The organism is Pseudomonas sp. MWU13-2862, from assembly GCF_023242495.1.
GTDB lineage: Bacteria > Pseudomonadota > Gammaproteobacteria > Pseudomonadales > Pseudomonadaceae > Aquipseudomonas > Aquipseudomonas gingeri_D.
On the sequence record NZ_JALMEZ010000012.1, the window covers coordinates 240,461 to 265,896 of the forward strand.

26 protein-coding genes and 1 pseudogene are annotated in these 25,436 nt (G+C 60.8%); 16 read left to right on the forward strand and 11 right to left on the reverse strand.

Features of this window, described 5'->3' with window-relative positions; all coding sequences use genetic code 11:
- Together M5C56_RS22000 and M5C56_RS22005 are read left to right on the forward strand one after the other, a co-directional pair.
- Positions 1-837, forward strand: a pseudogene (locus tag M5C56_RS22000) (AMP-binding protein); the annotation flags it as partial.
- 531 nt (positions 838-1,368) lie between these two features.
- Positions 1,369-1,635 (forward strand): hypothetical protein, encoded by a 267-nt coding sequence (locus M5C56_RS22005; RefSeq protein ID WP_103497528.1) that lies wholly within the window; start codon positions 1,369-1,371, stop codon positions 1,633-1,635.
- A gap of 103 nt (positions 1,636-1,738) precedes the next feature.
- On the opposite strand, the gene M5C56_RS22010 is transcribed toward M5C56_RS22005, so the two are convergent.
- Together M5C56_RS22010 and M5C56_RS22015 are read right to left on the reverse strand one after the other, a co-directional pair.
- A complete protein-coding gene (locus M5C56_RS22010; RefSeq protein ID WP_247263316.1) occupies positions 1,739-2,044 on the reverse strand; it encodes a hypothetical protein in 306 nt (101 codons plus the stop codon).
- 453 nt (positions 2,045-2,497) lie between these two features.
- Positions 2,498-2,833, reverse strand: coding sequence for a hypothetical protein (locus tag M5C56_RS22015; protein WP_103497530.1), 336 nt, complete (start codon positions 2,831-2,833; stop codon positions 2,498-2,500).
- Positions 2,834-3,062: 229 nt separating this feature from the next.
- On the opposite strand from M5C56_RS22015, the gene M5C56_RS22020 reads away from it, so the two are divergent.
- The 3 genes from M5C56_RS22020 to M5C56_RS22030 all read left to right on the forward strand — a co-directional run bounded on the left by M5C56_RS22020 (position 3,063) and on the right by M5C56_RS22030 (position 4,515).
- A complete protein-coding gene (locus M5C56_RS22020; protein WP_247263302.1) occupies positions 3,063-3,284 on the forward strand; it encodes a hypothetical protein in 222 nt (73 codons plus the stop codon).
- Between the two features lie 92 nt (positions 3,285-3,376).
- A complete protein-coding gene (locus M5C56_RS22025) occupies positions 3,377-4,039 on the forward strand; it encodes a YafY family protein (protein ID WP_306110044.1) in 663 nt (220 codons plus the stop codon).
- A gap of 104 nt (positions 4,040-4,143) precedes the next feature.
- Positions 4,144-4,515 (forward strand): VOC family protein, encoded by a 372-nt coding sequence (locus M5C56_RS22030; protein WP_103497532.1) that lies wholly within the window; start codon positions 4,144-4,146, stop codon positions 4,513-4,515.
- A gap of 92 nt (positions 4,516-4,607) precedes the next feature.
- Here the strand turns inward: M5C56_RS22030 and lysA are convergent, their stop codons facing one another.
- A complete protein-coding gene (lysA, locus tag M5C56_RS22035; protein WP_103497533.1) occupies positions 4,608-5,846 on the reverse strand; it encodes a diaminopimelate decarboxylase in 1,239 nt (412 codons plus the stop codon).
- Positions 5,847-5,997: 151 nt separating this feature from the next.
- Between lysA and M5C56_RS22040 the strand changes: the two genes are divergently transcribed.
- Both M5C56_RS22040 and M5C56_RS22045 read left to right on the forward strand, forming a co-directional pair.
- Complete coding sequence (locus M5C56_RS22040; protein ID WP_103497534.1) at positions 5,998-6,933, forward strand: LysR family transcriptional regulator; 936 nt, start codon at positions 5,998-6,000, stop codon at positions 6,931-6,933.
- Positions 6,934-6,971: 38 nt separating this feature from the next.
- Entirely contained in the window at positions 6,972-7,187 is a 216-nt protein-coding gene (locus M5C56_RS22045; protein ID WP_103497535.1) for a hypothetical protein, read from the forward strand.
- A 79-nt stretch (positions 7,188-7,266) separates the two neighbouring features.
- Here the strand turns inward: M5C56_RS22045 and M5C56_RS22050 are convergent, their stop codons facing one another.
- Positions 7,267-7,698 (reverse strand): nuclear transport factor 2 family protein, encoded by a 432-nt coding sequence (locus M5C56_RS22050; protein ID WP_103497536.1) that lies wholly within the window; start codon positions 7,696-7,698, stop codon positions 7,267-7,269.
- Positions 7,699-7,897: 199 nt separating this feature from the next.
- Between M5C56_RS22050 and M5C56_RS22055 the strand changes: the two genes are divergently transcribed.
- The 3 genes from M5C56_RS22055 to M5C56_RS22065 all read left to right on the forward strand — a co-directional run bounded on the left by M5C56_RS22055 (position 7,898) and on the right by M5C56_RS22065 (position 10,459).
- Positions 7,898-8,290: a tautomerase family protein gene (locus M5C56_RS22055; RefSeq protein ID WP_103497537.1), complete on the forward strand. Its 393-nt coding sequence runs from the start codon at positions 7,898-7,900 to the stop codon at positions 8,288-8,290.
- 183 nt (positions 8,291-8,473) lie between these two features.
- Entirely contained in the window at positions 8,474-9,145 is a 672-nt protein-coding gene (locus M5C56_RS22060) for an ATPase (RefSeq protein WP_103497538.1), read from the forward strand.
- 357 nt (positions 9,146-9,502) lie between these two features.
- Positions 9,503-10,459, forward strand: a complete 957-nt coding sequence (locus tag M5C56_RS22065) for a cation diffusion facilitator family transporter (RefSeq protein WP_103497539.1) — start codon at positions 9,503-9,505, stop codon at positions 10,457-10,459.
- A 24-nt stretch (positions 10,460-10,483) separates the two neighbouring features.
- Here the strand turns inward: M5C56_RS22065 and ddlA are convergent, their stop codons facing one another.
- The 4 genes from ddlA to M5C56_RS22085 form a co-directional block, all read right to left on the reverse strand.
- Entirely contained in the window at positions 10,484-11,578 is a 1,095-nt protein-coding gene (gene ddlA / locus M5C56_RS22070; protein WP_103497540.1) for a D-alanine--D-alanine ligase, read from the reverse strand.
- A gap of 131 nt (positions 11,579-11,709) precedes the next feature.
- A complete protein-coding gene (locus tag M5C56_RS22075) occupies positions 11,710-12,165 on the reverse strand; it encodes a hypothetical protein (protein WP_103497541.1) in 456 nt (151 codons plus the stop codon).
- Positions 12,166-12,457: 292 nt separating this feature from the next.
- The gene (locus M5C56_RS22080) at positions 12,458-13,327 is read right to left on the reverse strand and encodes a Dyp-type peroxidase (protein ID WP_103497542.1); all 870 of its coding nucleotides are present in this window, start codon (positions 13,325-13,327) and stop codon (positions 12,458-12,460) included.
- 74 nt (positions 13,328-13,401) lie between these two features.
- Positions 13,402-15,033 carry a sensor domain-containing diguanylate cyclase gene (locus tag M5C56_RS22085; protein WP_103497543.1) on the reverse strand — a complete coding sequence of 544 codons (1,632 nt, stop codon included), beginning with the start codon at positions 15,031-15,033 and terminating at the stop codon, positions 13,402-13,404.
- A gap of 135 nt (positions 15,034-15,168) precedes the next feature.
- Between M5C56_RS22085 and M5C56_RS22090 the strand changes: the two genes are divergently transcribed.
- Positions 15,169-15,648, forward strand: a complete 480-nt coding sequence (locus tag M5C56_RS22090; RefSeq protein ID WP_103497544.1) for a RidA family protein — start codon at positions 15,169-15,171, stop codon at positions 15,646-15,648.
- Here M5C56_RS22090 and M5C56_RS32405 read toward each other — a convergent pair.
- Positions 15,641-16,957 (reverse strand): PAS domain-containing methyl-accepting chemotaxis protein, encoded by a 1,317-nt coding sequence (locus M5C56_RS32405; RefSeq protein WP_103497545.1) that lies wholly within the window; start codon positions 16,955-16,957, stop codon positions 15,641-15,643. The genes M5C56_RS22090 and M5C56_RS32405 overlap by 8 nt on opposite strands.
- Positions 16,958-17,146: 189 nt before the next feature.
- On the opposite strand from M5C56_RS32405, the gene M5C56_RS22105 reads away from it, so the two are divergent.
- The gene (locus M5C56_RS22105) at positions 17,147-17,371 is read left to right on the forward strand and encodes a DUF6555 family protein (protein ID WP_103497546.1); all 225 of its coding nucleotides are present in this window, start codon (positions 17,147-17,149) and stop codon (positions 17,369-17,371) included.
- Positions 17,372-17,421: 50 nt separating this feature from the next.
- Here the strand turns inward: M5C56_RS22105 and M5C56_RS22110 are convergent, their stop codons facing one another.
- Positions 17,422-18,624: an ROK family transcriptional regulator gene (locus tag M5C56_RS22110; RefSeq protein ID WP_103497547.1), complete on the reverse strand. Its 1,203-nt coding sequence runs from the start codon at positions 18,622-18,624 to the stop codon at positions 17,422-17,424.
- Positions 18,625-18,829: 205 nt separating this feature from the next.
- On the opposite strand from M5C56_RS22110, the gene M5C56_RS22115 reads away from it, so the two are divergent.
- From M5C56_RS22115 to M5C56_RS22125, 3 genes are read left to right on the forward strand one after another with little or no spacing between them, the layout of a single operon-like run.
- Positions 18,830-20,266, forward strand: coding sequence for an APC family permease (locus tag M5C56_RS22115; protein WP_103497548.1), 1,437 nt, complete (start codon positions 18,830-18,832; stop codon positions 20,264-20,266).
- Positions 20,247-21,248, forward strand: a complete 1,002-nt coding sequence (locus M5C56_RS22120; RefSeq protein ID WP_103497564.1) for an ROK family protein — start codon at positions 20,247-20,249, stop codon at positions 21,246-21,248. Before M5C56_RS22115 ends, M5C56_RS22120 begins: the two co-directional genes overlap by 20 nt.
- A 22-nt stretch (positions 21,249-21,270) precedes the next feature.
- Positions 21,271-22,299 carry an SIS domain-containing protein gene (locus tag M5C56_RS22125; protein WP_103497549.1) on the forward strand — a complete coding sequence of 343 codons (1,029 nt, stop codon included), beginning with the start codon at positions 21,271-21,273 and terminating at the stop codon, positions 22,297-22,299.
- A 30-nt stretch (positions 22,300-22,329) separates the two neighbouring features.
- Here M5C56_RS22125 and M5C56_RS22130 read toward each other — a convergent pair whose 3' ends face one another.
- Entirely contained in the window at positions 22,330-23,643 is a 1,314-nt protein-coding gene (locus M5C56_RS22130) for an MFS transporter (RefSeq protein WP_103497550.1), read from the reverse strand.
- Between the two features lie 256 nt (positions 23,644-23,899).
- Between M5C56_RS22130 and M5C56_RS22135 the strand changes: the two genes are divergently transcribed.
- Entirely contained in the window at positions 23,900-25,318 is a 1,419-nt protein-coding gene (locus M5C56_RS22135; RefSeq protein WP_103497551.1) for a TIGR00366 family protein, read from the forward strand.
- Positions 25,319-25,436 lie beyond the last annotated feature (118 nt).

Here is a 25,436-nt window from a genome sequence, read left to right on the forward strand (position 1 = left end):
ATGAATATCGCCAACTGGCTGGACCAAGCCGGCCTTCGCTACCCGAAGCATCCCGCCTTGTTCGAGGGCCGGCAGCAAGTCGCCAACTATGGCGACTTTGTCGCTCTGGTCCGGCACCGAGCTGCGTATCTGATCGACGAGCACGGCATTGCCCCCGGCGACCGTGTCGCGCTGTCCATGAAGAACTGTTGCGAATACCTCGAACTGCTCTACGCCATCTGGTGGGCCGGTGCCGTGGCGGTGCCGATCAACTGCAAGCTGCACCCAGTCGAAGTCGGCTGGATCGTGCGCAACTCGCAGTCTCGGCTGATTTTCACCGATGGCGGCCAGGTGTTCGCGCCCGGAGCCCTGCCCCAGGAGTGTCGAGAGCTGGATCGAGAGGACATGGGAGCACTCACATCAATCACTTCGCCACCGGACACGCCTTGTCCGCGTCAGGCCGATGACGTGGCCTGGTTATTCTACACCTGCAGCCCCACTGATCACTCCCAGGGGGTGATGCTGAGCCACGGTGACATGACGGCCATGTCGCAAGACTGTACGCCCGATGTCGATCCGATCGACGCCATGGTGTATGCCGCGACCATGTCTCACTGCGCCGGACTCTACAGCCTGATCCATGTGCGTCGGGGCGCTCGCCATGTCGTCCCGGAGTCCCGCGACTTCAAGGCCGACGAGCTGTTCGAACTGGCGAGCAGGTTCGGCAATATCACGTTGTTCGTGGCTCCCGCCATGTTCACAGACATGGTCGAACAGGCCCGCCGCCAAGGCTACGACGGCAAGGGAATCAAGACAATCATCTATGGCGACGCGCCCATCTACCCGATAGATCTGCGCAACGTACTGCTCAGGAACAACTACGGCGAACTCCTCAAGACGGAGCTGAGCCTGTGGTTGAAGGTGAGCGCCAATGACGCCAGTGTTCCCTGAAGAACGTTTTCGCCGATAGCCGAACCTTCGGCGGGATCGACCCTACAGCAGTTCATCCAACTGGGGCTGGTACAGATCGTCATTGCCACATGGAGGGAGGGCTTACGTGAAAATAACGACCGTTATAACAAGGGCCATACTTCTCGTTCAGGAAACTTGAACGCTCACTGACACACGATGTCGGGCCGCCTACTCACTCATGTTCGCTTGCACCTGCACGCAGGATCAAAAGCAAGTTAAACAGTGTACAAAAACCCCCACACAGACCCGACATTACGCTGATAAAGCCGACAAAGTAGTGGTGTTAACCTCTGATCAGCTTCGGGACTTTCCCGCAGCCGGCCCCTCTGAATGGTCAAATAATTCAGAGACTACAAATGACTACCTGCGCCTCTCGTTCCGACTCACGCAGGCTTTCCCAATATTCCGGAGGTCACGATGTCTATCGGTGCAATCTCAGCTTCGATTTCAACCCCCACCACCGCCACCACCCAGGCCGCGACAACCGCTGCGAACCAGGCAGCTACGCAATCCGCGACCACCAGCACCACCGCCAGCAGCACCGCGGCAACCCATAAGCACCATCACCGCCACGCCGCACAAAGCAGCACCAGCAGCGACAGCGAAAGCACAACCGCTTCGGCCAAACCGTCTGTAAGCGGCAGCGGGCAGAGCATCGGCGAGACCATCAGCGTCACCGCCTAAGCGCTGCTCAAGCCCGTCAAAACAACAAACCCCGCTTCGGCGGGGTTTGTCGTTATACAGCGCAATCCGAGTCATCACGCCAGTGGCCATGAGCCACAAGCCCCTATTGTTGCATCGGAACCGGTTGTGGCTGGTAGTAGTAGCCCGGCGGCGGAGGGGGTGGCGGTGCCTGGTAGTAAACCGGCTGCGGCTGCTGGACGTACACCGGCTGCGGCTGGACGTAGACCGGCTGTTGAACGTAAACCGGTGGCTGGGAGTTGGCGACGACCGTCCCCACTACCGCGGCGCCGACCACACCACCCAGTAAGGCCGCCCCCAAACCATACCCACCACGGGCCTCAGCCTGCCCCGCGACGGCGAGCACGCCCAGGAGCACGACGGCTATTTTTGCTCTTGAGAGCGGAGTCATCATGATAAATCCTCTTTTCTGCATCAAACCGGCTATTTTAATAAACGCTCCGGGAATACTGATCAGACCGTTTTTCCTGGGGAATACGTCACGCGCCAAAGTAAATACTTGGTAAATTCTGTATCCGATTTGTTACCTTAAACTTTCCCCCGCCGCCCGGCAGTTCCAAAAATGCAGACCCCCCCTCATAAATGGATTGAACTCACCGACCCAACACCAACTTCCGGCTATTTTTTGTGTATATAAAACGATACATGATATAAAAAACAGCGCGACATATTAAATGCAGCACGGCGATAGCAGTATGCCTGCACCCTCGCACCCGCCATTTTGACCACGCCTCGACGGCGCAAGGGTGTCAGCCGGGTCCTGCCTTTTGGCCGCGCAAACAAACAGGTCCCGTTTTCAGGTGGGACCTGCATCACTCAGAACATCACGGTGACCAGCGAGCACTTAACGGGGCGCCGGAACCGGTTGTGGCGCGTAGTAGTAGCCCGGAGGCGGTGCCTGGTAGTAGACCGGCGGCGGTTGCTGGATATACACCGGCTGCGGCTGGACGTAAACCGGCTGTTGAACGTAAACCGGTTGGGAGTTGGCGACAACCGAGCCCACTACGAGCCCGCCGACCACCGCACCCAACAGGGCCGGACCGCCCCAACCCCAGCCGTAACCGTGGCCGTAGCCATAGTGGCCGTAACCGTACCCACCCCGGGCATCAGCCTGCCCTGCAATGGCGAGTACGCCAACAAGCAAGACAGCTACTTTCATTTTTGAGAGTCGACTAATCATGATAAGTCCTCTGCATTTGCACCGAACCGGATTTAATAATATCCCCGGGCATACCTTTCAGACAGTTCTTTTTGATGAATTCGCAACGCGCCAAAGTAAAGACTAGGTAAAGTTTGTACCCCGTTCGTCACTTGACATCGAAACCGAATTAAACACCTGCTTTGGGCAGTTTCATGAATACGAAAATAAGCCCGCAAATGAATGGCTTCCGCCCTCCCCGTCTCAACTTTTGACACGTTTATATGTATATAAAACCATACTCGGCGGCGACGACTTCGATGCGCTGACGGCGGAACGCTATGGCTGGCTCAATCGTGCGTTACCGGATGTCGAGCTGGATGGTTTCGTCGACCGGCTTGCCAGACGAATCGCCTCGTTCGACGGTCAGGCCCGGGCGAACGCGCCGCCGGACTGGGCCTTGAGTTCGAGCTGCGCATGGGTCACCACCTAGGGTGGTTGTAGTGCCTTCTCTGATATGAAATTCTCTCAAGCATCACCTTTTTTGAACTCACCTCAATGTCGCGCTCCCAACGTCTCCTGGCCTTGATCCAGATTTTACGGTGCCACCGCTTTCCGGTGGCCGGTGCAGTGCTGGCCCAGGAGCTTGGCATCACCTTGCGCAGCCTCTACAGGGACATCGGGACCTTGAAGGAACAAGGCGCAAATATCGAGGGGGTAGCCGGACTGGGGTTTGTGCTGCACCCCGGCTTTCTACTTCCGCCACTGATGTTTTCAGAGGAGGAGATAGAGGCCCTCGTCCTGGGTTCGCGCTGGGTAGTCGAGCGTGCAGATGAACGCCTGGGTCGGGCAGCACGTAATGCCCTGGATAAAATTTCGGCGGTCCTTCCATCGGGCCTGAGGGACGAACTGGACGCCTCTGCGCTACTCATCGGGCCCAGCACCTCGCCGTTGCCGGTAGACATTGTGCAGCCGCTGATTCGCCAGGCGATCAGGGCAGAACTGAAAGTGGACATCGTCTACCAGGACTTGAAAGGCGAACAGTCCTGCCGAATCATCTGGCCGTTTGCTCTGGGTTATTTTGATGAAGCCCGCGTACTGGTGGCCTGGTGCGAACTGCGTGAGGGCTTTCGGCATTTCCGCAGTGACCGGATAACCGAATTCAAGGTGGCCCAGGAGCGATATCCGCGCCGACGCCAGGCACTGCTGAAGGCTTGGCGTCTACAGGAAGGAATCAGGCCCCAATAGGCGATGACTGCTGACAAAAATGGGTAGGGGCCTGCGTAGGATAGAAAGCGCCAGCCAGCACTGTGCTGATAGCACCACTTCCATCCCAGGCCAGGAGCCCTTCAATGATCAAGCCCAATTTTTTCATCTTGTATGTCGACAGCCCGGAAGCCAGCGCCCGCTTCTACGCCGATTTGTTCGGTAGCGCGGCGATAGAGGCTTCGGCCACGTTTGCGATGTTCGCCTTGGGCTCCGGGGTCATGTTGGGTCTTTGGTCGAAGCACACGGTGGAACCACGGGTCGCCGACATCGGGGTTGCAGGAGAAGTGGCGTTCTCCGTCGCGGAAAAATCGCTGGTTGAGTCAACCTATCAAGCGTGGCTCGCCAAGGGGCTGAGCATTCTCCAGACACCGGTAGAGATGGATTTCGGCTATACCTTTGTCGCCCTTGATCCGGACGGTCATCGACTGCGTGTGTTCGCTTCGTCGGACGCCTAGTGGCGGGCCAGGCGAGCACCTCCCCAGGTCGGCAATCCCACTCACCCGCAGTGTCGGCGGGCGAGTGGGGCCAACTCCCGCTCTCCGCCTTGTCAGTCGTCTTCTTCAAGCAGCAACAGCGCACTCAGCGTCTGGCGCTTCCTGATCAGACGATGCTCGCTACCCGTCACCAACACCTCCGCCGCCTGGGTACGGCTGTTGTAGTTGGAAGACATGGAGGCGCCGTAAGCGCCAGCGGTATGGAAAACCAGATAATCGCCGACCTCGGCACTGGGCAACAGGCGAGACTCGACGATCCCACCTTCAGACTGGGTGAAGACGTCGCCGGACTCGCAAAGAGGTCCGGCCACAACCGTCGCCCGCATAGGCAATGGCTGATCGCGCCGGGTCAGCAACGATATCTCGTGATAACTGCCGTACAGCGAGGGGCGCATCAGGTCATTGAAGCCGGCATCGACCAGGGTGAAATGGTTACCGCCCATTGGCTTGGTGGCACGCACTTCCGATACCAGCACACCGGCCTCTGCCACCAGGAAGCGCCCCGGCTCGATTTCCAGGCGAACCGGGTGGCCCAGATGGCGTTCAATCTGCTTGCGGGCGTGGTCCCACTGGGCAAAGTAATGATCGACATCCACAGGCTGTTCGCCCGCCCGGTAGGGCACTGACAATCCGCCACCAGCTGAAATGGCCTCGATATCCTGATCCAGGCCCACGACCAATTCCGCCATGGTGCTGCACACTTGCTGCAGATGCTGGTAATCCACCCCGGAGCCGATGTGCATATGTAGGCCCACCAGATGCAGGCCGTAGTCCCGAACCAGCCTCAGGGCTTCGTCCAACCGGGTGTGCCAGATCCCATGTTTACTGTTTTCGCCGCCGGTATTGGTCTTGCGGCTGTGCCCGTGACCGAAGCCCGGGTTGATCCGCAGCCATACGCGGTGGCCGGAGGAAAGCGGCCCCAGTTGATGCAGCATGTCAATGGAGCCGATATTGACCTCGACCTGCGTCTCCACTACTCGCTGCAAAGTGGCCCGATCAAACACATCGGCCGTAAACACGATACCTGCCGCTCCCGCCACAGAATCGGTACTGAATCCGGCCTGCAACGCCCGCTCGATCTCGCCGAGAGAAACCGCATCCACCCTCGCCCCGGCCTCGCGCATCAAACGCAAAATATGGAGGTTGGAACAGGCTTTCTGGGCAAAACGCACTGTGTCAAATGCGCAAAGCTGCCGGATGCGCTCTTGAATCAAGCGACCGTCATACACCCACAAAGGAGTGCCATGTTGCTCGGCCAGTTGCAACAGCAAGTTGTCAGCGAGGGTTTTCATATCAGCAGGTCTCAGGCAAGCAATGCGCGCGCAGCAAGGGGCTATCGCGCAGTCGGCGGCATGATGACGAAACAAGACTCAATCATAAAATATCAATATTCAGAAAGATCATTCATTTATGATATGGCTTTCGAAATCGGTGAGCAGATCCATGTCAGCCACGTTGCGCCATATAGAAGTGTTCAGGGCCGTGATGACTAGCGGCAGCGTGACGGAGGCCGCGGCCATGTTGCATACCTCCCAACCGACGGTCAGTCGCGAACTGGCGCGTTTTGAGCAACTGACTCAACTCAAACTGTTTGATCGCGTGCGCGGCCGCCTGCGACCGACGGCACAGGCCCTCTCGCTGTTCGAGGAGGTGCAACGGGCCTACTTCGGCTTGGGGCGGATTCTCAATACAGCGGCGTCATTGCGCGAGTTCGAGCAGGGCCAGCTATCGATTGCCTGCCTGCCGGTGTTCTCGCAATCCTTGCTGCCCAAGGCGTGCCAGCGTTTCGTTACGCAGTTCCCCAAAGCGAGCATGAGCATCACGCAGCAGGAATCACCGTTGCTGGAGGAGTGGCTGTCGGCGCAGCGCTACGACCTGGGGCTGACCGAAGTGGCGAATGCGCCGCCGGGGACAGAGCTGTCCCCCTTGATGACGGTGGATGAAGTCTGCGTCTTACCGACTGGCCATCCGCTTTTGGAAAAATCGGTTCTGGCACCTGAAGACTTTGCCTTGAAACCCTTTATCAGCTTGTCCAGCCTCGATAGCTACCGGCAACAGATAGACGAAATTTTCCGACAAGCCCAGGTCGAGCGACACAGGGTGCTGGAGACCCACAGTGCCGCTTCGGTCTGCGCTATGGTTCGCGAGCGTGTCGGCCTGGCCATCGTCAACCCGCTGACAGCCCTGGACTTCGTCGGGCAAGGCCTGGAGATCCGCCCCTTCACCGTTTCGATCCCCTTTACCGTCAGCCTGATCAAACCTTTGCACCGCCCGGCTTCCAGGCTGGTCAGCCTGTTTGAGGAAGCCTTGCGGGAAGAGGCTGCGGCAATTGAAGCCCGATTGGCGGCGATCAGTGCGCATTCAAGGGTGAACTTGTAGACTCCAGGCATTGATGCTCTTACCAGGTACAAGGACGTATGAACCTGCTCGACGATATGCTGACCGAAGTAATTGTTCGCGCCATCTGCTTTCCCGTCGGCTGGCCCGTCGTGAAGTTGCTGACGCGAGGTAAATACCCAGCCAAGGGCTCATGGTTCGCCGATACACCGCAAGCTCAATGGACTACTGCTGTGGGACTTGCGGCCCTGGTTATCGCCATGATGGCGGCACTGAAACAGTTTGCTTTCCCATAGCCAGCAGAGCCTGTCGTCAGCGCGAAACGTTGGCCATGTTCAGCGCCGACTCGATAGGCTCCCCTCTATGACTCATATGTCAGAGATGAAAAGCCTGCCGGCCAACCAGCAACCACTTGCCGTGCTGCTTCTGCCAGACTTGGAAGTTCTCGATCTCAGTGGGAATCAACTCGCTGCCCTTGATCGCCTGTCCCGAAAAGTGATGGCGGACGAACGCCACGTCACCTGACAGGGTGATGGTCTGGTTCTGCATCTCCAGCGTCTTGAACGCGCTTTTCCCTGTTTCGATATCACCGATAAAGTCCTTCTTGCCCTGCACCTTCCCGCTGGAATGCCCGTAGGTCAGGTTCTCGGAGGTCAGGGCTTTCAACTCAGGGATATCCCTGGTCAACATGGCCTGGGTCAGGTGATCCACTGCGGCGGCAACCTCCTTCTCTCCCGTCGAAGGGGCTGCGGCTACGTAGCCACTGAAGAGGCACAGGAAACCAATAAGCAGCTTGATTCTTGTCATGGGGTATTTCCTTGTTGTTATGGGCACATGGGCGGTTTTCGCTGCCGACCATATCGTCAGTCATCGTACAACACAACAGGCTTTTGCCGGGCAGACCGACGGACGAAGTGCTTGATGAATCCACCGCTCCGGCCTAGCTTCGTGACACGTGCCGTTGAACGCCTGGCCGTACCGCCAACCTACTCAAAAGGATTGACCCATGCCTTTAGTCAGAATCGATGTGGCCGCCGACACCGCTCCTGAAACCATTGCCACCATCAGCGATGTGGTTTACCTGGCCATGGTCCATACCGCCAATGTGCCTGAGCACGACAAATTTCAAGTTATCAACCGCCATGCCAAGGATGAGTTGGTCTATCCCGCTGACGGCTACCTCGGTATTACCTATACGCCGAACATCGTGTTTATCCAGGTCACCTGGAATGCCGGACGAACGATTGCGGTCAAGAAGGCGTTCTACAGGGCGATCGCCGAGGGGATTCATACTAGGACCGGGCTGCGTAAAGAGGACGTGTGGATCAACCTGATCGATGTAAAACGCGAGGACTGGTCGTTCGGCAACGGCGAGATGCAGTACGCGCCAACGGAATGAGATGACATTTTAAATATTGGGGTGGCGCGCTCAATACGACGCCCCATTGACGGCTACACTACAAGGCAAGGCCGCCTATCATTCGTTCAGTTGATAGTAACCATCAAGGAATGCAAGTTCAGTTTTTCTGTCAAAGGAGGAGGATAGCGTCATGCCGAACCGACTTCAGAAGGAAAACGCGCGATGAGAATTTCTACCTTGCTGGCTCTTGTCGCCGTATTGACCGGCGGCTTCGTCGCTACCGTCCCAGCCTACGCGGCGGACGATCAATCCTGCCATTTCCTGCCGGTGGCCGACAGTGCCGCCAGCCTCAAGCACGCCCAATCGGTGGGGGTGCTTTACAGTGAAAACACAGTCAGCACCCTCCAGTACCTTGAGCGCTACCATAGCGTTGCGCTGAGCGGTGCGAAGAATGCGGCACTGGACCCGCGTATCAGCGACGCCTTCGTCAACAGCTCAGATCCGAAGCTGGCCATCGACTGGCTCATGGGCTCGCTGCAGAAACAGTTCAGCTCGGTGACCGTCTACGACAACCTCGACGCGCTGGTAAAGGCCCGTCCTGACGTGGTGGTGATGCTCGACACCTACAGCCGTCTGGTGACCAAACGCAACAGCCAGTTCGAAGCGCGTTTCGTCGCCACGTTCTACGACTCGAACCTGCAGTACATCGGCAAGGCCGAAGGCTTCGGTGGCAAGGAACTGCCTTCGGTCTGGGTCCATGGCAAGGCCGCGCCGGAGATTGCCGCGCAAATCAACCAGCAACGCGATTTGCAGGTCAACGCCCTGAAGCAATTCGATGCCTCGCTCAAAGCCTTGGTGACCACCGGTGAAACCGATCGGGTCGCCACCAACTGATTCCATACATCGCCAGGGGAAGCCACGCTTCCCCTGCTCTTTTCTACTCGCCAGCCATCAATATCCCGCCACTATTGGCGTCAATACAAGTGCCTTCGAACACGACACGATTAAACATTAAGATTCGCATTTAAGAACATAAGCAATATGCAGACGAAACAAATTTTCAATCGCCCTGATTATTTAAATAGCCTGTGTATCCCCTTCAACTTTTGAGTATGCTTTATCCCTTGAACTCGTCTATTTCAAGGCGAACGCCAATGATTGCCAATGACCTCAGAACCCACACCTGGTTAGTCGACTAGCCTGGTGCGCCGCGGGCTGAGAGTCATTTGCAAATAAGGGAAGAAGTTTCTAATGAACGATGAACAGTTCTCCGACGAACACGAGGACGAACGCTACAGTCCTGCCGAACGTGCGGCAGCGGCGTCCCGTTGTACCTGGGTCAGTGTCGGGGTCAACCTGGCGTTGTCCTGCATTCAGATCATCGTCGGTATCCTGTCGAAATCCCAAGGCCTGATCGCCGACGGTATTCATTCCCTGTCGGATTTGATTGCCGACTTTGTGGTGTTGTTCGCCGGCCATAAAAGCAAGCAGGACGCCGACGAAGGCCATCCCTATGGACACCTGCGCTTTGAAACCGCCGCCTCGATGATCCTCGGCCTGCTGCTGCTGGCCGTGGGCATCGGCATGATCGGTTCGGCCGTGCTCAAGCTGCAAACCCCGGAATCCATCCAGAAAGTACACATCACCGCGCTATGGGTGGCGGGCGCCGCGCTGGTGACCAAGGAACTGCTGTTTCGCTACATGCTCGCCGTGGCGAAGAAGGTGAAGTCGAGCCTGTTGATTGCCAATGCCTGGCATGCACGCTCGGATGCGGCCTCGTCACTGGTGGTCGGTGTCGGGATTGTCGGCAACCTGGCGGGCTACCCGATTCTTGATCCGATTGCCGCACTGGTGGTCGGCGGCATGATTGCCAGGATGGGCTGGTCGTTCGGCTGGAATGCCTTGAACGACCTGATGGACAGCGCCGCCGATGAAGAAGAGGTCGCGTCCATTCGCACCACGCTGCTGGAAACCCCCGGCATCAAGGGCGTGCACGATGTACGCACACGCAAGATGGGCGACATGCTCGCGGTCGATGCACATATCGAAGTCGAGGCTTCTATTTCCGTTGAAGAAGGGCATGCGATTGCCGTGGCCGCGCGTGAAAATGTCATGCTGCGCCATCGGGTCCTGAACCTGATGACGCACATTGACCCCTGGCATCGGCCGGACCTGGACCATCTCGACCCGTCCAGATCCGGAGCCTGAAACCAGGGCTCTTCCACGGGCCTTTTAACGGCTGTTCTTCAGACTCCTGCGCGCCGCATGCCGCTCCAGCGCCAGTTCGATCAAGCGGCTTACCAGCTCGCTATAGCTCATGCCCGCCGCCTGCCAGAGCTTGGGGTACATGCTGATGCGGGTAAAGCCGGGCAACGAGTTGACCTCGTTGATCAGCACTTCGCCGCCAGTGGTAAGAAACACATCGACCCGCGCCAACCCGGCGCAGCCCAGCACCTGGAACGCCTCGATGGCCTGTGCGCGAATGCGCTCGTTGTCCTCTTCGCTGATCGCCGCCGGCACCACCACTTCGGCGGCCTGCTCATCAATGTATTTACTGTCGTAGGAGTAGAAGCCGCTGCGCACGACGATCTCGCCGCAACCGCTGGCAATCGGTTGGTCGTTGCCGAGGATCGCGCATTCGATCTCCCGCCCGCTGACCGCCGATTCGATCAAGACCTTTTCGTCAAAGCTCAGCGCCAGGGCCAAGGCGGCCTGATACTCCTCGGCGGTCTCCACCTTGCTCACGCCCACCGACGAGCCCTGGTTCGCCGGTTTGATGAACAGTGGCAAGCCCAGCTTCGCCTGTGCGGCCTCGAAGCCGAGCCGCGCGGCGGTGGCCCGGTTCACGCTGATAAAGGGGGTCACCGCCAGCCCGGCATCGCGCAACAGGCGCTTGCTCACGTCCTTGTCCATGCACACCGCCGAGCCGAGCACGTCGGAGCCGACAAAGGGCAGGTCGGTCATGCGCAGCAAGCCTTGCAGGCAACCGTCTTCGCCGAGGGTGCCGTGGACGATGGGGAAGATCACATCGACCTGCTCCAGCAGCGCCTGGCTGCTGGTGTCCACCAACTGCTGGCTGGACTTGCCGGGTACCACGGCCAGTTCGCGATTGGATTGGTTCAAGGCGATAAGCGCCGGGTTTTCGGCGTTGATCAGGTAGTTGGAGCTGTCGTTGAGGTGCCAGTGGCCCTGCTTGTCGATACCGATCAGGATCGGCTCGAAACGCTCGCGGTCCAGTGCATCGACCACATTACGCGCCGATTGCAGCGACACCTCATGCTCCGCCCCCAGCCCACCGAAAATAATCCCGACTCGCAACTTGCCCATCTTCCGACCTCGTGTCCAAATCTGTGTTTCAGGGGATTCCCTTTGTGCGCAGACTATTCGCAAGGCGGGGATTTGGCACCCCCCTGATGGGTAATTTCTTGAACACGGCCCCTTGCCGGCTCCTGCAAGACTTATTGTTCGTCGCGCCAGTTCACATTCACTGTCTGGCTGGCCTCGCCATTCAGGACAACACTCTGCCGGTTCTCGCGACCATTACGATGGCTGACAACCTCGTACTTGCCTGCGGGCAACTTCACGTACAGCATCGGCCCGACCTGGGTCAGCGACAGTACCGACTCCCCGCCAGCCTTGTTGATCGTGATGTCCGCATCGGGCACATACTCGCCCTTGGGGCCCACAGTCGCAACAATGTGCAGGTTGTAACCACGGGTTTGCTGTAATGCCTGGCTCTCATCCTGGCCGATGCCTCCCACCAGGTAAGACACGCCGTTCTGGGTTTGAGGCGATAACTGCACCGCCTCCTGATTGATCGGTTCACTCTCACCTGCCGCCCGAACCGTCGGCGACACGCCCAACAGCACAAGGCCCGGCAAGGTACAGAGCAAAAGAGCACGAATGGAGATCATGACGAATACTCCCTGGCTCCGATGGAGCCCGAGTCTCATCCTTCAGGCGGGGCTAGCGCCTGATTTCATTCGACAGGCAGCGGCGGATCCCTGGATGGCGAGCGAGCTGCGCGGATGAGCGGGGGTTGGTTTCACTTCGCAGCGAATGCTGCCTTTAAGTCTAGTACCCGCCGACCAACGACTTAGATCAATTTCAAACCGGGTCGAGATCGGATAGGACTAGCTGTTTCCAGTCGTCCTTATGAAAACGCCCGATGGCTGGCATCGGGCGTGGGTCAGGCAGGGCAGCGGCTCAAGCGGCGTTCAGCACACTCAGGTCCAGGCGCCCTTCGCGCAACGGCGGGCACCAGTAATAGCCGCCGGTAATCGGCCGGCTGAAGCGATACAAGCCGTCGACGATGCCATCGTCCAGGCCGCTCATACGCCGCAGTTGCGCCTCGAAGGCTTCGAAAGAATGGCCGAATGCCAGGAACATCAGGCCCGCACCCTGCTCGTTCGACCAGGGCATCGAGCGGCGCACCACGAAGGCCTCCGGGGCAAAGCTCTCCTGGGCGGTACGTTTGACGTGGGCGGACTCCGGTGCGTCGTCCAGCTCTTCATTGTCGCTCTTGCGCCGCCCCATGATGTTGTCCTGCTCATGGGCGGGCAGCGCGGCGAAACCATCCAGGTCATGCTGCCACTGCTGGATCGCGGCAAAGCTGCCACCGTCCGCGGCGATCCCCGCCGCCACCGCGGCCTCGTCCACCGGGTTCTCGGTGCCGTCTTCATAACCGGTCAGGTCGTGGCCGCTCTTGTGGCGGAAGGCCTCGGTCATCTGCACCAACTTCAGGGCCGGCGCCAGCGCCTGCTCCAGCGCACGACTGCGCAGCAGCAAATCGCCACGATCTTCACCCTGTAACCAGCACCACAGGGCATGCTGGGTCGACGGATTATCCACCCCTACGCCGGTGATAACGGGAAAGGCCCGCAACCCTTGGACATGGCCACCCAGCGCCTGCACCAACGACTCGCCAAAACCGACCACGGTATGCTTTACGTCCACCAGCCGGGTGAGATTGTCGAGTGCGGCCGGCAATGCTTCGGCGGATTCAAGGGCGAAAAACAGGTGGCGTGCCTGCAAGGGCACAGGCTTGGCAAGGATGCCGGGCTGGTAGTGACTCATGGGAGCTCCTTTGGCAAAGCACGGAGTTTACCTTTGTTGCGCTCGCTACGCTTGCGACTGAAGCGACGGCGCCCTCAGAGCTTCTGTGTCATATAACGACCGCGCCCGGTTTTCTTGGCCTGGTACATGACCCGATCAGCGGCCAGCAGCAACGCATCGGCGGAACTCTCGCCGTTGCCCAGGGCGATACCGATCGAGACCCCCACCTGGCAAACCGTGCCGGCAATCAGAAAGGGCGTACTCAGCGCCGCGATGCATTTGGTGGCCACGGTACTCACGGTGTCTTCGGCATCGGTCCCGAGATCGCTCAGCAGGATCACGAACTCATCACCGCCGATGCGCGCCAGGGTATCGCTCAGCCGCACCACCGCGCCAAAGCGCTTCGCCACCTGACGCAAGACCTCGTCACCGGCCTCGTGCCCGAGGGTGTCATTGATTCGTTTGAAGCCATCGAGGTCCATGAACAACAAGCCGACCTGCGTGCCTTTGCGCTGGGCCTGGGCCAACACCTGACGCAAGCGGCCAGAGAGGTGATGGCGGTTGGGCAAGCCTGTCAGGGTGTCGTGATGGGCGATCTTCTCGAGCTCCGCCTGCTTCTCGTTGAGCTTGAGCAACAGGCGATTGAACGCCGAGATCAAGTGACCGACTTCATCGTTACGCACCACCGGCAGGGGCGCATGGGGCAGTTCGTCTCGGGTCATGCAGTCCGCCTGGGCAGCGGCATGGAACAACGGACGAAAGAAAAAATACAGCACGATGGAACAGATAATGCCGAACAGAAAAATCGAGGCGATGGCCCCCCTGATCAGGAAACGCTGGGTTCGCTCAACGGTTGAAAAGGCCTCGTGGCCAGGCAGGCTGGCCACAATGAACCAACCCGTGCTGGGTACGGAGACCATGGCGCGGAGCTCTTCCTTGCCCTCGGCGTTGAGCGTGATCCCGGTACCGCGAAAACCCGCCATGGCCTGGTCCATCAGGGCATCGAGGCCCGGCCGCGATACCGGCTTGAAACCGATCCCCTGCGTGGAAGATTCGATCTGCAGGCGACTTTCCGGAAAAACCAGCTGGAACTCGCCCGTTGTCGTTCCCCCGCGGCTCTGCAGCAAGGAATCAAGAAACCCGGGGGCGGCGAGCGACATCATGCCAACGATGACGCCCCGTACCTCGCCCTCTGCATTCATGATCGGCGCGGAGATCGGCAGCATCGGTTCCGCCTTCGACCGGCCCTCGATCGGCCGGCCGATAAAGGGCTTACCGGCCAACCCGGCCTGAACATAATCACGATCCGCATAATCGCTATCGGGCGAAGCTTCTTGATTGGGGTCGCCCGCCACCCGCTTGCCACGGGCGTCGACGATAAAGAGATCGGTCGAGATCAGGGCCTGGTAGGGAGATCGGTCCTTCAGCCAGCCGCGCAGTTGTTCAGGATGCGCCAACAAGTCGAGGGGCATGCTGGCCGCAAGGCGCTCGATCAAGAGCCTGCGCCGAACAATCTTGCTGTCGACATCGTGCGCGACATAAGTCGCCAACGCCAGTTGCTGGCCTTCCACGACGGCGCTCAGGTCCTCGCGCAGGAAGTGGGTCAATACGTAATAGCGCACGATAGCGCCAGACACGACAATGCACAGCGCCAACACCAGCAATCGGGTCAACACGCTGTTGTAGATTCGGGCGAAGGTCAAAACGGCATGATGTTTTTTTGACATTATCGAAGTGTAACCGACGACATTACACTTTTCGCTATTTTCCCCAACGCTGCACGCACGCCATAGCAAAGCCTTGCGTAGGCAGAATCGCGCTTAGCCCATATGCACTGAACATCACTTATCAGGAGCTGGACCATGTCAGACACCAGAAACGCCTCATTTGATGCCATCGCCCGGGAACTCGGCTACAGCTTCGAGGGTGAAATGAAGATCGGCGGCAACTACGTACCGGCGGTGCGGAACGATCTTGAAGTCTATGTCAGCGGGCAGATTCCGCGCGTCGATAATACCGTGATGGTGACGGGCCGAGTGGGCGCCGAAACCACACTGGAGCGGGCGCGGCACGGGGCGCAGATCAGCACCATGCGGGCCCTGGCGATTTTGCGCCAGTTGCTCGACGGCGACCTCGGACGGATCAGGAAAGTCCTGCGCATCAATGTGTACGTGCAGAGCGCGGCGGACTTCACTCAACAGAGTGAAGTCGCCGACGGGGCGTCCGAGGTACTGTATTCGGTATTCGGCGAGGCCGGAGTGCATACACGTACCTCGGTCGGGGTGTACCAACTGCCGAAAAACGCCTCGGTCGAGGTGGATATGGTAGTGGCGCTCAACTAGACAACTGGTTGGCGAACTGCCCGACCGCATTGACCACCTTCTGCGCGCCGTCCTGGATCTCGACGATCACCGTGCCCGCTTCCGCCGCCAGCGCAAGACCTTCCTCGGCCTGGGTCTTGCCGCTGTTCATCAGCGACACCGCGTCCCGCGCCATGTCCTGGTTCTGCCGGACCACACCGACGATCTCGTCCGTAGCCTGGCTGGTACGCGAGGCCAACTGCCGCACTTCGTCGGCCACCACCGCAAACCCACGACCCTGCTCACCCGCGCGCGCCGCCTCGATGGCCGCGTTGAGCGCCAGCAGGTTGGTCTGCTCGGCAATGCCGCTGATGGTCTTGACGATGGTGCCGATCACCTGGGACTGCGCATTCAAGGCTTCGATGCCGTCGCTGGCGGTTTGCATGTGCGCGGCCAGGTCACGCATCACCTCCACCGCCTGGGTCACCACGGTGGTTCCGCGCTGGGCGGTGCTGTCGGTCTGCAACGAAGTGCTGTAGGCAATGTTCGCCGCCTCGGCCACCGCCTTCTCCTGGTTCACCTGGGCGGTGATCACGGTGGCGAACTTGACCACTTTGTAGAGCTTTTCGTTGGCATCGAGGACCGGGTTATAGGACGCCTCCAGCCAGACCTCGCGACCATGGCTGTCGACCCGCTTGAAGCGACCGGCGACGAACTCACCGGCATTCAGGCGCTTCCAGAACGCCTGGTATTCGGCGCTGCTGGATTCAGCCGGCTCGCAGAAGACACGGTGATGCTTGCCCTGGATCTGCGGCAGGCTGTAACCCATGGCATTGAGGAAGCGGTCGTTGGCGGTGAGCACTTCACCGGCCAGGTTGAACTCGATCACCGCGGTGGAACGCAACAGCGCACCGATCAGGTTTTCGTGCTCGCGGGACGATTCGATGGTGCGGGTCAGATCGTTGGAATAAATCGAAAAATGGCGGATACGTCCCAGGGAATCACGAATCGGCTGCAGGATCGAACGCAGCCAGGCTTCCTGGCCATTACCGCGCAGCAAGCGCACCGCACCGCTGAAATGCTCGCCCCGGGTCAAGGCATTCTTGAAACGCTGCTGAAAGTCAGAATGCTTGAGATAGTCCGGCACGAACTCATCCAGGCTGCGCCCCACCAGCGACGTGCTCGGGTAGAGCATTTCCTGGATGAAATTCTGGTTGGCCGATTCGATGCGACCGTCGGGGTCCAGGGTCAGCACAAGCATTTCCTGCTCCAGGCTATCCTTGACTTGCTGGACGCTGGAGAGTTCTTCGCGAAGAGCCGAGAGCTCCTGCTTCAAGCCTTTGTTAAACATGGGTGGCACCGATGGGCAAATGAAAGCGCGGGTAATCAGTCATTGGCATCGGCTAGGGCAGTTTTTTCTGAAGGCGGATTCCGGGTTATTTCCAGCGAGCGGCCAGCGAACAATTCGACTGAATTTTTTCCGCCCCCCGGGATCACTTTAGAACGACAAGGACGTATCCCCAGGAGGATCCCCAGGTTTATGAGCACGGCAAAGCTTTTCGTTATCGACTACACCCTTAATGGCACGCCCAAGTCTTTCGTGATTCGCTTGGAGCACATGGACAATGCCGAGGCCTGGCACTGGGCCAGTTGTGATGCCGGCGTGGGCCGCATCGGCAAGTTCGGTCGCGAACGGGTGAAGAAAACCAGCAAACCCATGGCCGAGAAATTCGGCATCGACGCGGTGAGCTGGCGCCAGGCCTGAAACATTCCCGCTGCGTGGCCGGGGGCCGTTTGTTACCCCTGGCCGCGCCCTTATTCCGGCTTGAGCAATGCCTCATAGTCCGGACTGATTTCCGCCAGGATCATCAAGGCCGCCGCCCCCAGCGCCACCGCGTCGTGCCCGGCGGTGCCGAGTTGCAGACGTGGGTACTCGCGGTCGCGACGACTGCTGATGGAACGGCTCAACGGTTCCAGCCCCTCCACCAGCCGATTCATGATCGCGGGCGGCAGGAAACCACTGATCAGGATGGTCTGCGGATCGAGTAGAGACTCGAGGATATTGATCGCCTGGCGCAAGGCCGGCACCGCCTCGTCGAGCCAGGCCTGGACACCAGCGGCAAAGCGCGGCTCGCTCATGTCCCAGGTGCTGATGTCCTGGTCGGCACGCTGGCCCAGGTGCTCGAGCAAGGCGGCGATGGAGATGTAGCGCTCCAGGCAACCGTGGTTGCCGCAATGACAGACCTTGCCGCCGGGCACCACAGTCATGTGGCCGATTTCCCCGGCGTTGTGCCAGTGCCCGGAATACAAGCGGTTACCCAGGTACAAGCCGGCCCCCAGGCCACTGCCGATAAACAGGTGGACGAAGTGCTGCAGGTCGCTGGCAATGCCGTGCAGGCGCTCGCCCATGGTCGCCGCCGTGGCATCGTTTTCCAGCAGCACCGGCAGGCCGACGGCCTGTTGCAGGCGCAGGGCAATATCAGGCTCGTCCCAACCGGACATCGCGGTCGGCCCCACCGCGGTCATGCCCTCGACACTGAACGGTCCCGGCAGAGCCACGCCGACGCCGAGGAAGCGTCCATGGGGCAGTTGCCCGCGAAACGCCGTTACCGTCTCGAGAATCAGCGGCAAAGCCTCTTCGAAGCTGGGGTAGTTCACCGTCAGGGTGACTTGGGCGCGGGTGTTGCCCAACAGGTCGAGCATCACGCCGATGATCGAGTGCTGCGCCACGTGAAAGCCGAGGGAAAAGCCACCCTCCGGATTGATCGACAACGGCACCGGCGGCTGGCCACGACCGATCTTCTCGGCCGCGTGCACCAGCAGCATCCCCTCCTCCTGCAACTCGGCAACGATGTTCGACACCGTCTGCGCCGTCAACGAGGTCAGCCGCGTCAGGTCGGCACGGGTCAGGCGTCCGCCCAGGCGAATGGCTTCGAGGATCACCCGGCGGTTGTGCAGGCGGGCGTGTTCAGCGTTGGTGCCGGTGGTCACCGTGCGGGTGTTCTGGAGACTTTTCATCGGCGAATGATCGGCGCTGCCAATTAATTAAATCAAGTTGAATTAATACTCGTGACGTGCTTTTCTATTCGTCAGGTCGCCGCTGTCCCAGGCGCCCGCAACCCATAACAATAACGACACCGAGTCGCTGCAAGGCGTCGCCGGCACGCAGCACCTTCGCTACCTGCCGCCACCTTCGGTTACTCGCGCAAGAGGACGTCACAGCATGAGCATCTCCAATCCCCCCGGGCAGAGCTCGTCCGGCAGCAAACGCAAGATCGGTCTGTTTCCCGCCACGGCCATCAACATGAGCCAGATGTGCGGCGTCGGCCCGTTCATCACCATTCCCACCATGATCGTCATCATGGGCGGCCCACAGGCATACCTGGGCTGGATTCTCGGCGCGCTGCTGGCCCTGTGCGACGGCCTGGTCTGGGCCGAGCTCGGCGCTTCGCTGCCCGGCGCCGGTGGTACCTACGTCTACCTGCGCGAAGCCTTCGGCAAGCGCACCGGCAAGCTGTTGCCGTTCCTGTTCGTGTGGACCGCAATGCTGTTTATCCCGCTGATCATGTCCACCGGGATCATCGGCTTCGTGCAGTACCTGACCTGGTTCTGGCCGGACATGAGCCAGACCACCGGCAACCTCATCGGCCTGGTGCTGATCTGGCTGATCATCGTGCTGCTCTGGCGCAAGATCGAATCCATCGCCCGCCTGAGCATCGTGCTCTGGGTGATCATGCTGGCGAGTATCGCGGCGCTGATCGCCGCGGCCTTTTCGCACTTCCATCCGGAACTGGCCTTCAGCTTTCCCGAAGGCGCCTTCAACCTCGGCGACAGCAGTTTCTGGCTCGGCATGGCCGGTGGCCTGACCATCGGCATCTACGACTACCTGGGCTACAACACCTCGGCCTACCTGGCCGGGGAAGTCGAACAACCGGGCCGGGTGATCCCCAAGTCGATCGTCTGGTCGGTGCTCGGCATGCTGGTGATCTACCTGTTGATGCAGGTCGGCGTGCTCGGGGTGGTGGACTGGCACCGCATGCTCGACCAGAAGTCGGCGGCCTACAACTCCGTGGCCTCGGTGCTGCTCAGTGAAACCTGGGGCGATACCGCCGCGGCCGTGGTCACCGTGCTGATCCTGATCACCGCCGTGGCCTCGGTGTTCGCCGGCCTGCTCGGTGGTTCGCGGGTGCCGTTCGAGGCGGCGAAGGACAAGGTGTTCTTCAACGCCTTCAGCGTCACCCACCCCAAGCATGACTTCCCGGTCTACGGCATCCTGAGCATGGGCGTGCTGACCTCCGTCGGCTTCATGATCGGACGCCTGACCGACCTCACTACCCTGATCCAGTTGCTGACCACGGTGATGATCCTGGTGCAGTCGGTGGCGCAGATCATTTCGCTGTTCGTGCTGCGCAAGACCAAGCCGCACCTGAGCCGTCCCTACACCATGTGGCTGTACCCGGTGCCGGCGGTGATCGCCCTGCTCGGCTGGGTCTACATTTACCTGGCGTCCAACCACAACGCGCCTGGCGCCTACCCGATCCAGTGGTCGCTGGTGTGGGTCGCGGCCGGTTGCGTGGCCTACCTGTTCTGGGCGCGGGTGCAACAACTCTGGCCCTTCAACAAGACAAGCGATACCCACGATGCACGAGCCGTTGAATAACCCGGACGCCATGGCGTCCACCCAAGGTGTGCTGCTGGCGATCGACGTCGGCGGCACCAAGACCCAGATCGCCTGCTACGACCCGGTCAGCCAGCACCTGAGCACCCGCAGGCTGACCACCCATGCCGACGGCGCCCGTGGCGTACCGGCCTTCGAGCGCATCCTCGCGGCGGCACGCGCCTGTGTCGGCGATTTTGGTACCTCACGGGTGGCCAGCGTGGCCGCGGTGTTCCCCGGGGTCGTGCGTGGTCGCAACCTGTTGATGGCACCGAACACGCCGGGGTTCGAAGAACTCGACCTGCCGTCGTTGCTGGGCGAAGGCCTGGACACCCAAGCCGTGATGCTCGACAACGACGTCAAGGCCGGCGCGCTGGCCGAGGCCCGCTGGGGAGCGCTGGCGGGCATCGACAACGCCATCTACCTCAACCTGGGCACCGGCCTGGCGGCGGCGGCCATCGCCAATGGCCGTTTGATTCGCGGGCAGAACGGCGCGGCCATGGAAATCGGCTACATGCTGGAGCCCTTTCTCGACCCGATGTACCCCGAGCTGTGGCGGACCCACGTACAAGGTGCCGCGCCACTGGAAGAGTTTTTCTCGGGCGCCGCGCTGACCCGCCTGGCCACGGAAATGCTCGGGCCGGGCCACCGCGCCCTGGACCTGTTTGCCAGCCGTGACCTGACGGTTCGCCAGGTGCTGGAACGGCGTATCGCCGGCATGGCGGTGCAGGTCAGCAATCTCGCCGTGGCCCTCGATGTCGAGCGCATCGCCATCGGCGGCGGACTGTTTCACCAGGCCTCGACCCTGGCACCGGCACTGAAACAACTGATCGGCCAGGTGGTGCCCTTCCCTCCGGAGATTGTCGCCGCCCACTTTACCCATGACGCGCCGCTGTGGGGCGCCTTGAGCATGGCCATGGACGCCGCCGGCCTGAGCTTCATTCCCGGCGATCTTCTTTGCGTACCCGACGGCCCACGGGGCTGACGGACATCCAGGTATTTACGTTATGTCACTGATGCTCCAGGAAACCCTGTCGATACCCGCCGTCGTGCAACGCATGCTCGACGATGACCGCGCCATCGTCGCCCTCGGCGAGCAACTGGCCGCCGCGCCGCCGGAGCTGATCATCAGCGTCGCCCGTGGCAGCTCCGATCACGCGGCCGCTTACTTCGGCTATGCCATGATGAGCCAGGTGGGGATTCCCTGGCTGTCGATCCCGCTGTCACTGGTGAGCCTGCAACAGCCGCCGCTGCGCCTGAAACACTGCTGGGTGGCCGCCCTGTCGCAATCGGGCAAGAGCCCGGACCTGATCGCCAGCGTGAACTACCTGAAACAACTGGGGGCCCGCGTGGCGGCGTTCGTCAACACCGCCGGGTCGCCATTGGCCGCCGCCAGCGATGCCGAGGTGCTGCTGCCGGCCGGGCTGGAACAGAGCGTGGCCGCAACCAAAAGCTATGTCGCCATGTTGATGGCCGGGGTACAGACCGTGGCGGCGCTGAGCGCCAGGCTGGGGCAGGACAATGGCCTTGGTGTTGCCCTGCAAGGCTTGCCCGCCGCCCTGGCGCGGGCGGTCGACGAGGACTGGTCGCTGGCCCTTGAGGTTTTGCGCCCGGTCGACAAGATGGTGGTGATCGGACGCGGCCCGGCGCTGCCCATCGCCCAGGAAGCGGCGCTGAAACTCAAGGAAACCTCGGGGATCCAGGCCGAAGCCTTTTCCAGTGCCGAGGTCCGCCACGGACCGATGGAAATCATCGAGGCCGGTTATCCGGTCCTGCTCTTCGCCCCGTCCGGGCCCGAGCAGGCCGGCACCCTGGCGTTCGCCGAGGACATGCGCCAGCGCGGCGCCCGGGTCTTGCTGGTGGCGCCACGAGGAACGCCCGGCGCCAACCTGGTCAGCGTGCCGACGGCCCACCCGTTGCTGGAGCCATTCACCATGATCCAGGGGTTTTACCTGATGGCCGCCAGACTGGCCGAGTTGCGTGGCCGCAATCCCGATCAGCCACGCTTCCTCAAGAAGGTGACCGAGACGCGCTGACTGCGCAAAGCCGCCAGGGACGGACGCGGCTCAACAGCCGCGAACGCTCGAAGCCTCGGCCGTCGCAGAGGCACGCGGCCCGAAGTACAACGCGATCAGCACACCGACGCCGCCCATCACCGCGCAATAACCGACGCAGACCCAAGGACTCCAGGGCATCAGGCCGATCAGCAACAGCGGCGTGGTGCTGGCCCAGAGTGCGTAGGCGATATTGTAGGTAAAGGAAATACCGGAGACCCGGATGCGCGCCGGGAACAATCCCACCATCACTGAAGGCACCGCCCCTACAACACCACAGGCCAGGCCCGCCAGGGCATAGGCCAGGCCAACCCATTCAGCGCCATGGATCAGGCAGCTATAGAGCAGCGCGATGCCCAACGGCAGCAAGGCGCTGTAGAACAGCACCGCGCGCCAGGCACCGATCCGGTCCACCAGCCGGCCGGCCAGGACACAGCCAATGTTCAGGAACACGATCCCCAGGCTGCTGAGGGCGAATGTATGGCTGGCGCTCATGCCGAAGACCTTCTGCATCACGGTCGGCGTGACCACCACCAGCACCACCACCGCCGAGGTCAGGACACAGGTCAGCAGCATCGCCGGCAGGATCGCCCGACGGTGAGTGCGTAGGACCGCCTGCAACGGCACCTCCTCGCCTTCTTCACGACGCGCCTGCAAGGCCATGAACACCGGGGTTTCGCTGAGCCAGCGACGCAGCCAGACACCAATCACGCCGAACACCCCACCCAGCAGGAACGGAAAGCGCCAGGCGAAATCGAGGATTTCGCCGGGGCTGTAGATCCGCGCCAGGGCGGTCGCGGTCAAGGCGCCCAGCAGATAACCGAAGGTCAACCCGGCCTGCAAAACCCCCAGGGCATAACCGCGGTGCCCGGATGGCGCGTGCTCGGCAACAAAGACCCAGGCACTCGGCACCTCGCCGCCCACCGCCGCGCCTTGCAACACCCGCAGCAATAACAGCAGCAGCGGCGCCCAGTAACCGATCTGGGCATAGGTCGGCATGATCCCGATCAGCAGGCACGGCAGGGCCATCATCAGGATGCTCAGGCTGAAGACCCGCTTGCGCCCCAGGCGGTCGGCGAAGTGCGCCATCAGGATGCCGCCCAGCGGGCGAGCCAGATAACCGGTGACGAAAATTCCGAAGCTTTGCAGCAAGCGCAACCATTCGGGCATTTGCGGGGGGAAGAACAACTCGCTGAGGGTCAGCGCGAAGAACATGAAAATAATGAAATCGTAGATTTCCAGCGCACCGCCCAACGCCGCCAGGCCCAGGGTCTTGTAATCGGACCGGGCAAAACGACGGGCGTGCGGAATGTGATCGGCAGTCATGAAAACATCCTGGCAACGTATTCAGGTACCGCATCGGCCGGTTTGCCAGCCGCTGCAAAAATCGGAGGATACCTGAGTTTGCCAAGGGCATTGGGACGACATCGCGGATACCCGTCAGAGGGCAATATCACTCTGCTACCAAAGAGAGTCAGAAAATCTCCCCGGATTGATTTATCGTGGGTACCTGCTTACAGATTGCGCTCCCGGCGCTTCGTCTGTAGCTCCCTAATAAGACCAAGAACAAGAGGACCTCTCCATGGCCGCTGCTATAGAAACCAGCCGCTACGCCCGCTTTGCCCTGCGCTGCTCGAACTGGGCCGAACGCTGGTTTCCCGACTCCTGGGTGTTTGCCGCACTGGCGGTGATCGTCGTCGCCCTGGCCACCCTGGCCATCGGCGCGAAGCCGAGCGAAGCCGCGATGGCCTTCGGTGACGGCTTCTGGAGCCTGATCCCCTTCACCATGCAGATGGCCTTCGTGGTGATCGGCGGTTATGTGGTCGCCAGTTCACCACCGGCGGTGAAGCTGATCGACCGCCTGGCCCGGATCCCGAAGAACGGCCGTTCGGCGGTGGCCTGGGTCGCCCTGATTTCCATGGTCGCCTCGCTGCTGAACTGGGGCCTGTCCCTGGTCTTCGGCGGCTTGCTGGTCCGCGCCCTGGCGCGCCGCACCGATCTGCGCATGGACTACCGCGCCGCCGGTGCCGCCGCCTACCTGGGCCTGGGCGCCGTCTGGGCCCTGGGGCTGTCGTCGTCCGCCGCCCAGCTGCAGGCCAACCCGGCCAGCCTGCCACCGTCGATCCTGTCGATCACCGGGGTGATTCCTTTCACCCAGACCATCTTTCTCTGGCAGTCCGGCGTGCTCTTGCTGGCGCTGATCGTGGTCTCGCTGGTGATCGCCTACGCCACCGCACCGGGCCCCGACTCGGCGCGGGACGCCAAGGCCTGCGGCGTCGATCCGAGCTTCAACCTGCCACCGCTGAGCCAGCGCTCGCGCCCCGGCGAATTGCTGGAATACAGCCCGCTGCTGATCATTCTGCTGGCCTTGCTGGCCGCCGGCTGGCTGTTCCATGAGTTCTCGACCAAACCGGCGATCAGCGCCATTTCCGGGCTGAACACCTACAACTTCCTGTTCCTGATGGCCGGTGCGCTGCTGCATTGGCGCCCGCGCAGTTTTCTCGACGCCGTGGCCCGTGCCGTGCCGACCACTACCGGCGTGCTGATCCAGTTCCCGCTGTACGGTTCCATCGCGGCGCTGATGACCACGGTCAAGGGCGGCGACGCGCTGACCCTGGCCCACCACATCTCGACCTTCTTTACCCAGATCGCTTCGCACGATACCTACGCGTTGCTGATGGGGGTGTACTCGGCGGTGCTCGGCTTCTTCATTCCCTCCGGTGGCGGCAAATGGATCATCGAGGCGCCCTATGTGATGCAAGTGGCCAATGACCTGAAATACCACCTGGGCTGGGCAGTCCAGATCTACAACGCGGCCGAGGCGCTGCCGAACCTGATCAACCCCTTCTACATGCTGCCGCTGCTGGGCGTACTGGGGTTGAAGGCGCGGGACCTGATCGGCTTCTCCTTCGTGCAACTGCTGGTGCACGCACCGTTGGTGCTGTTCCTGTTGTGGGCGCTGGGGACCACCCTGGCCTACAACGCACCCGTCATGCCATAGCGGTTGCTACAAACTGCAAGCCGCTGCAAGAGCGCCGTTATCCGCGCTCTTGTGGCTCGCCGCCCCCAAGTAAAGTAACAAGTAAGTGACAATTTCAAAAACGACGACGCTAATCGTA

Bases quoted from the DNA above. Each gene is read 5' to 3' on its own strand.
- M5C56_RS22005 (WP_103497528.1), top strand. From the start codon at position 1,369: ATGTCTATCGGTGCAATCTCAGCTTCGATTTCAACCCCCACCACCGCC.
- M5C56_RS22010 (WP_247263316.1), bottom strand. From the start codon at position 2,044: ATGACTCCGCTCTCAAGAGCAAAAATAGCCGTCGTGCTCCTGGGCGTG.
- M5C56_RS22015 (WP_103497530.1), bottom strand. From the start codon at position 2,833: ATGATTAGTCGACTCTCAAAAATGAAAGTAGCTGTCTTGCTTGTTGGC.
- M5C56_RS22030 (WP_103497532.1), top strand. From the start codon at position 4,144: ATGATCAAGCCCAATTTTTTCATCTTGTATGTCGACAGCCCGGAAGCC.
- lysA (WP_103497533.1), bottom strand. From the start codon at position 5,846: ATGAAAACCCTCGCTGACAACTTGCTGTTGCAACTGGCCGAGCAACAT.
- M5C56_RS22040 (WP_103497534.1), top strand. From the start codon at position 5,998: ATGTCAGCCACGTTGCGCCATATAGAAGTGTTCAGGGCCGTGATGACT.
- M5C56_RS22045 (WP_103497535.1), top strand. From the start codon at position 6,972: ATGAACCTGCTCGACGATATGCTGACCGAAGTAATTGTTCGCGCCATC.
- M5C56_RS22050 (WP_103497536.1), bottom strand. From the start codon at position 7,698: ATGACAAGAATCAAGCTGCTTATTGGTTTCCTGTGCCTCTTCAGTGGC.
- M5C56_RS22055 (WP_103497537.1), top strand. From the start codon at position 7,898: ATGCCTTTAGTCAGAATCGATGTGGCCGCCGACACCGCTCCTGAAACC.
- M5C56_RS22060 (WP_103497538.1), top strand. From the start codon at position 8,474: ATGAGAATTTCTACCTTGCTGGCTCTTGTCGCCGTATTGACCGGCGGC.
- M5C56_RS22065 (WP_103497539.1), top strand. From the start codon at position 9,503: ATGAACGATGAACAGTTCTCCGACGAACACGAGGACGAACGCTACAGT.
- ddlA (WP_103497540.1), bottom strand. From the start codon at position 11,578: ATGGGCAAGTTGCGAGTCGGGATTATTTTCGGTGGGCTGGGGGCGGAG.
- M5C56_RS22075 (WP_103497541.1), bottom strand. From the start codon at position 12,165: ATGATCTCCATTCGTGCTCTTTTGCTCTGTACCTTGCCGGGCCTTGTG.
- M5C56_RS22080 (WP_103497542.1), bottom strand. From the start codon at position 13,327: ATGAGTCACTACCAGCCCGGCATCCTTGCCAAGCCTGTGCCCTTGCAG.
- M5C56_RS22085 (WP_103497543.1), bottom strand. From the start codon at position 15,033: ATGTCAAAAAAACATCATGCCGTTTTGACCTTCGCCCGAATCTACAAC.
- M5C56_RS22090 (WP_103497544.1), top strand. From the start codon at position 15,169: ATGTCAGACACCAGAAACGCCTCATTTGATGCCATCGCCCGGGAACTC.
- M5C56_RS32405 (WP_103497545.1), bottom strand. From the start codon at position 16,957: ATGTTTAACAAAGGCTTGAAGCAGGAGCTCTCGGCTCTTCGCGAAGAA.
- M5C56_RS22105 (WP_103497546.1), top strand. From the start codon at position 17,147: ATGAGCACGGCAAAGCTTTTCGTTATCGACTACACCCTTAATGGCACG.
- M5C56_RS22110 (WP_103497547.1), bottom strand. From the start codon at position 18,624: ATGAAAAGTCTCCAGAACACCCGCACGGTGACCACCGGCACCAACGCT.
- M5C56_RS22115 (WP_103497548.1), top strand. From the start codon at position 18,830: ATGAGCATCTCCAATCCCCCCGGGCAGAGCTCGTCCGGCAGCAAACGC.
- M5C56_RS22120 (WP_103497564.1), top strand. From the start codon at position 20,247: ATGCACGAGCCGTTGAATAACCCGGACGCCATGGCGTCCACCCAAGGT.
- M5C56_RS22125 (WP_103497549.1), top strand. From the start codon at position 21,271: ATGTCACTGATGCTCCAGGAAACCCTGTCGATACCCGCCGTCGTGCAA.
- M5C56_RS22130 (WP_103497550.1), bottom strand. From the start codon at position 23,643: ATGACTGCCGATCACATTCCGCACGCCCGTCGTTTTGCCCGGTCCGAT.
- M5C56_RS22135 (WP_103497551.1), top strand. From the start codon at position 23,900: ATGGCCGCTGCTATAGAAACCAGCCGCTACGCCCGCTTTGCCCTGCGC.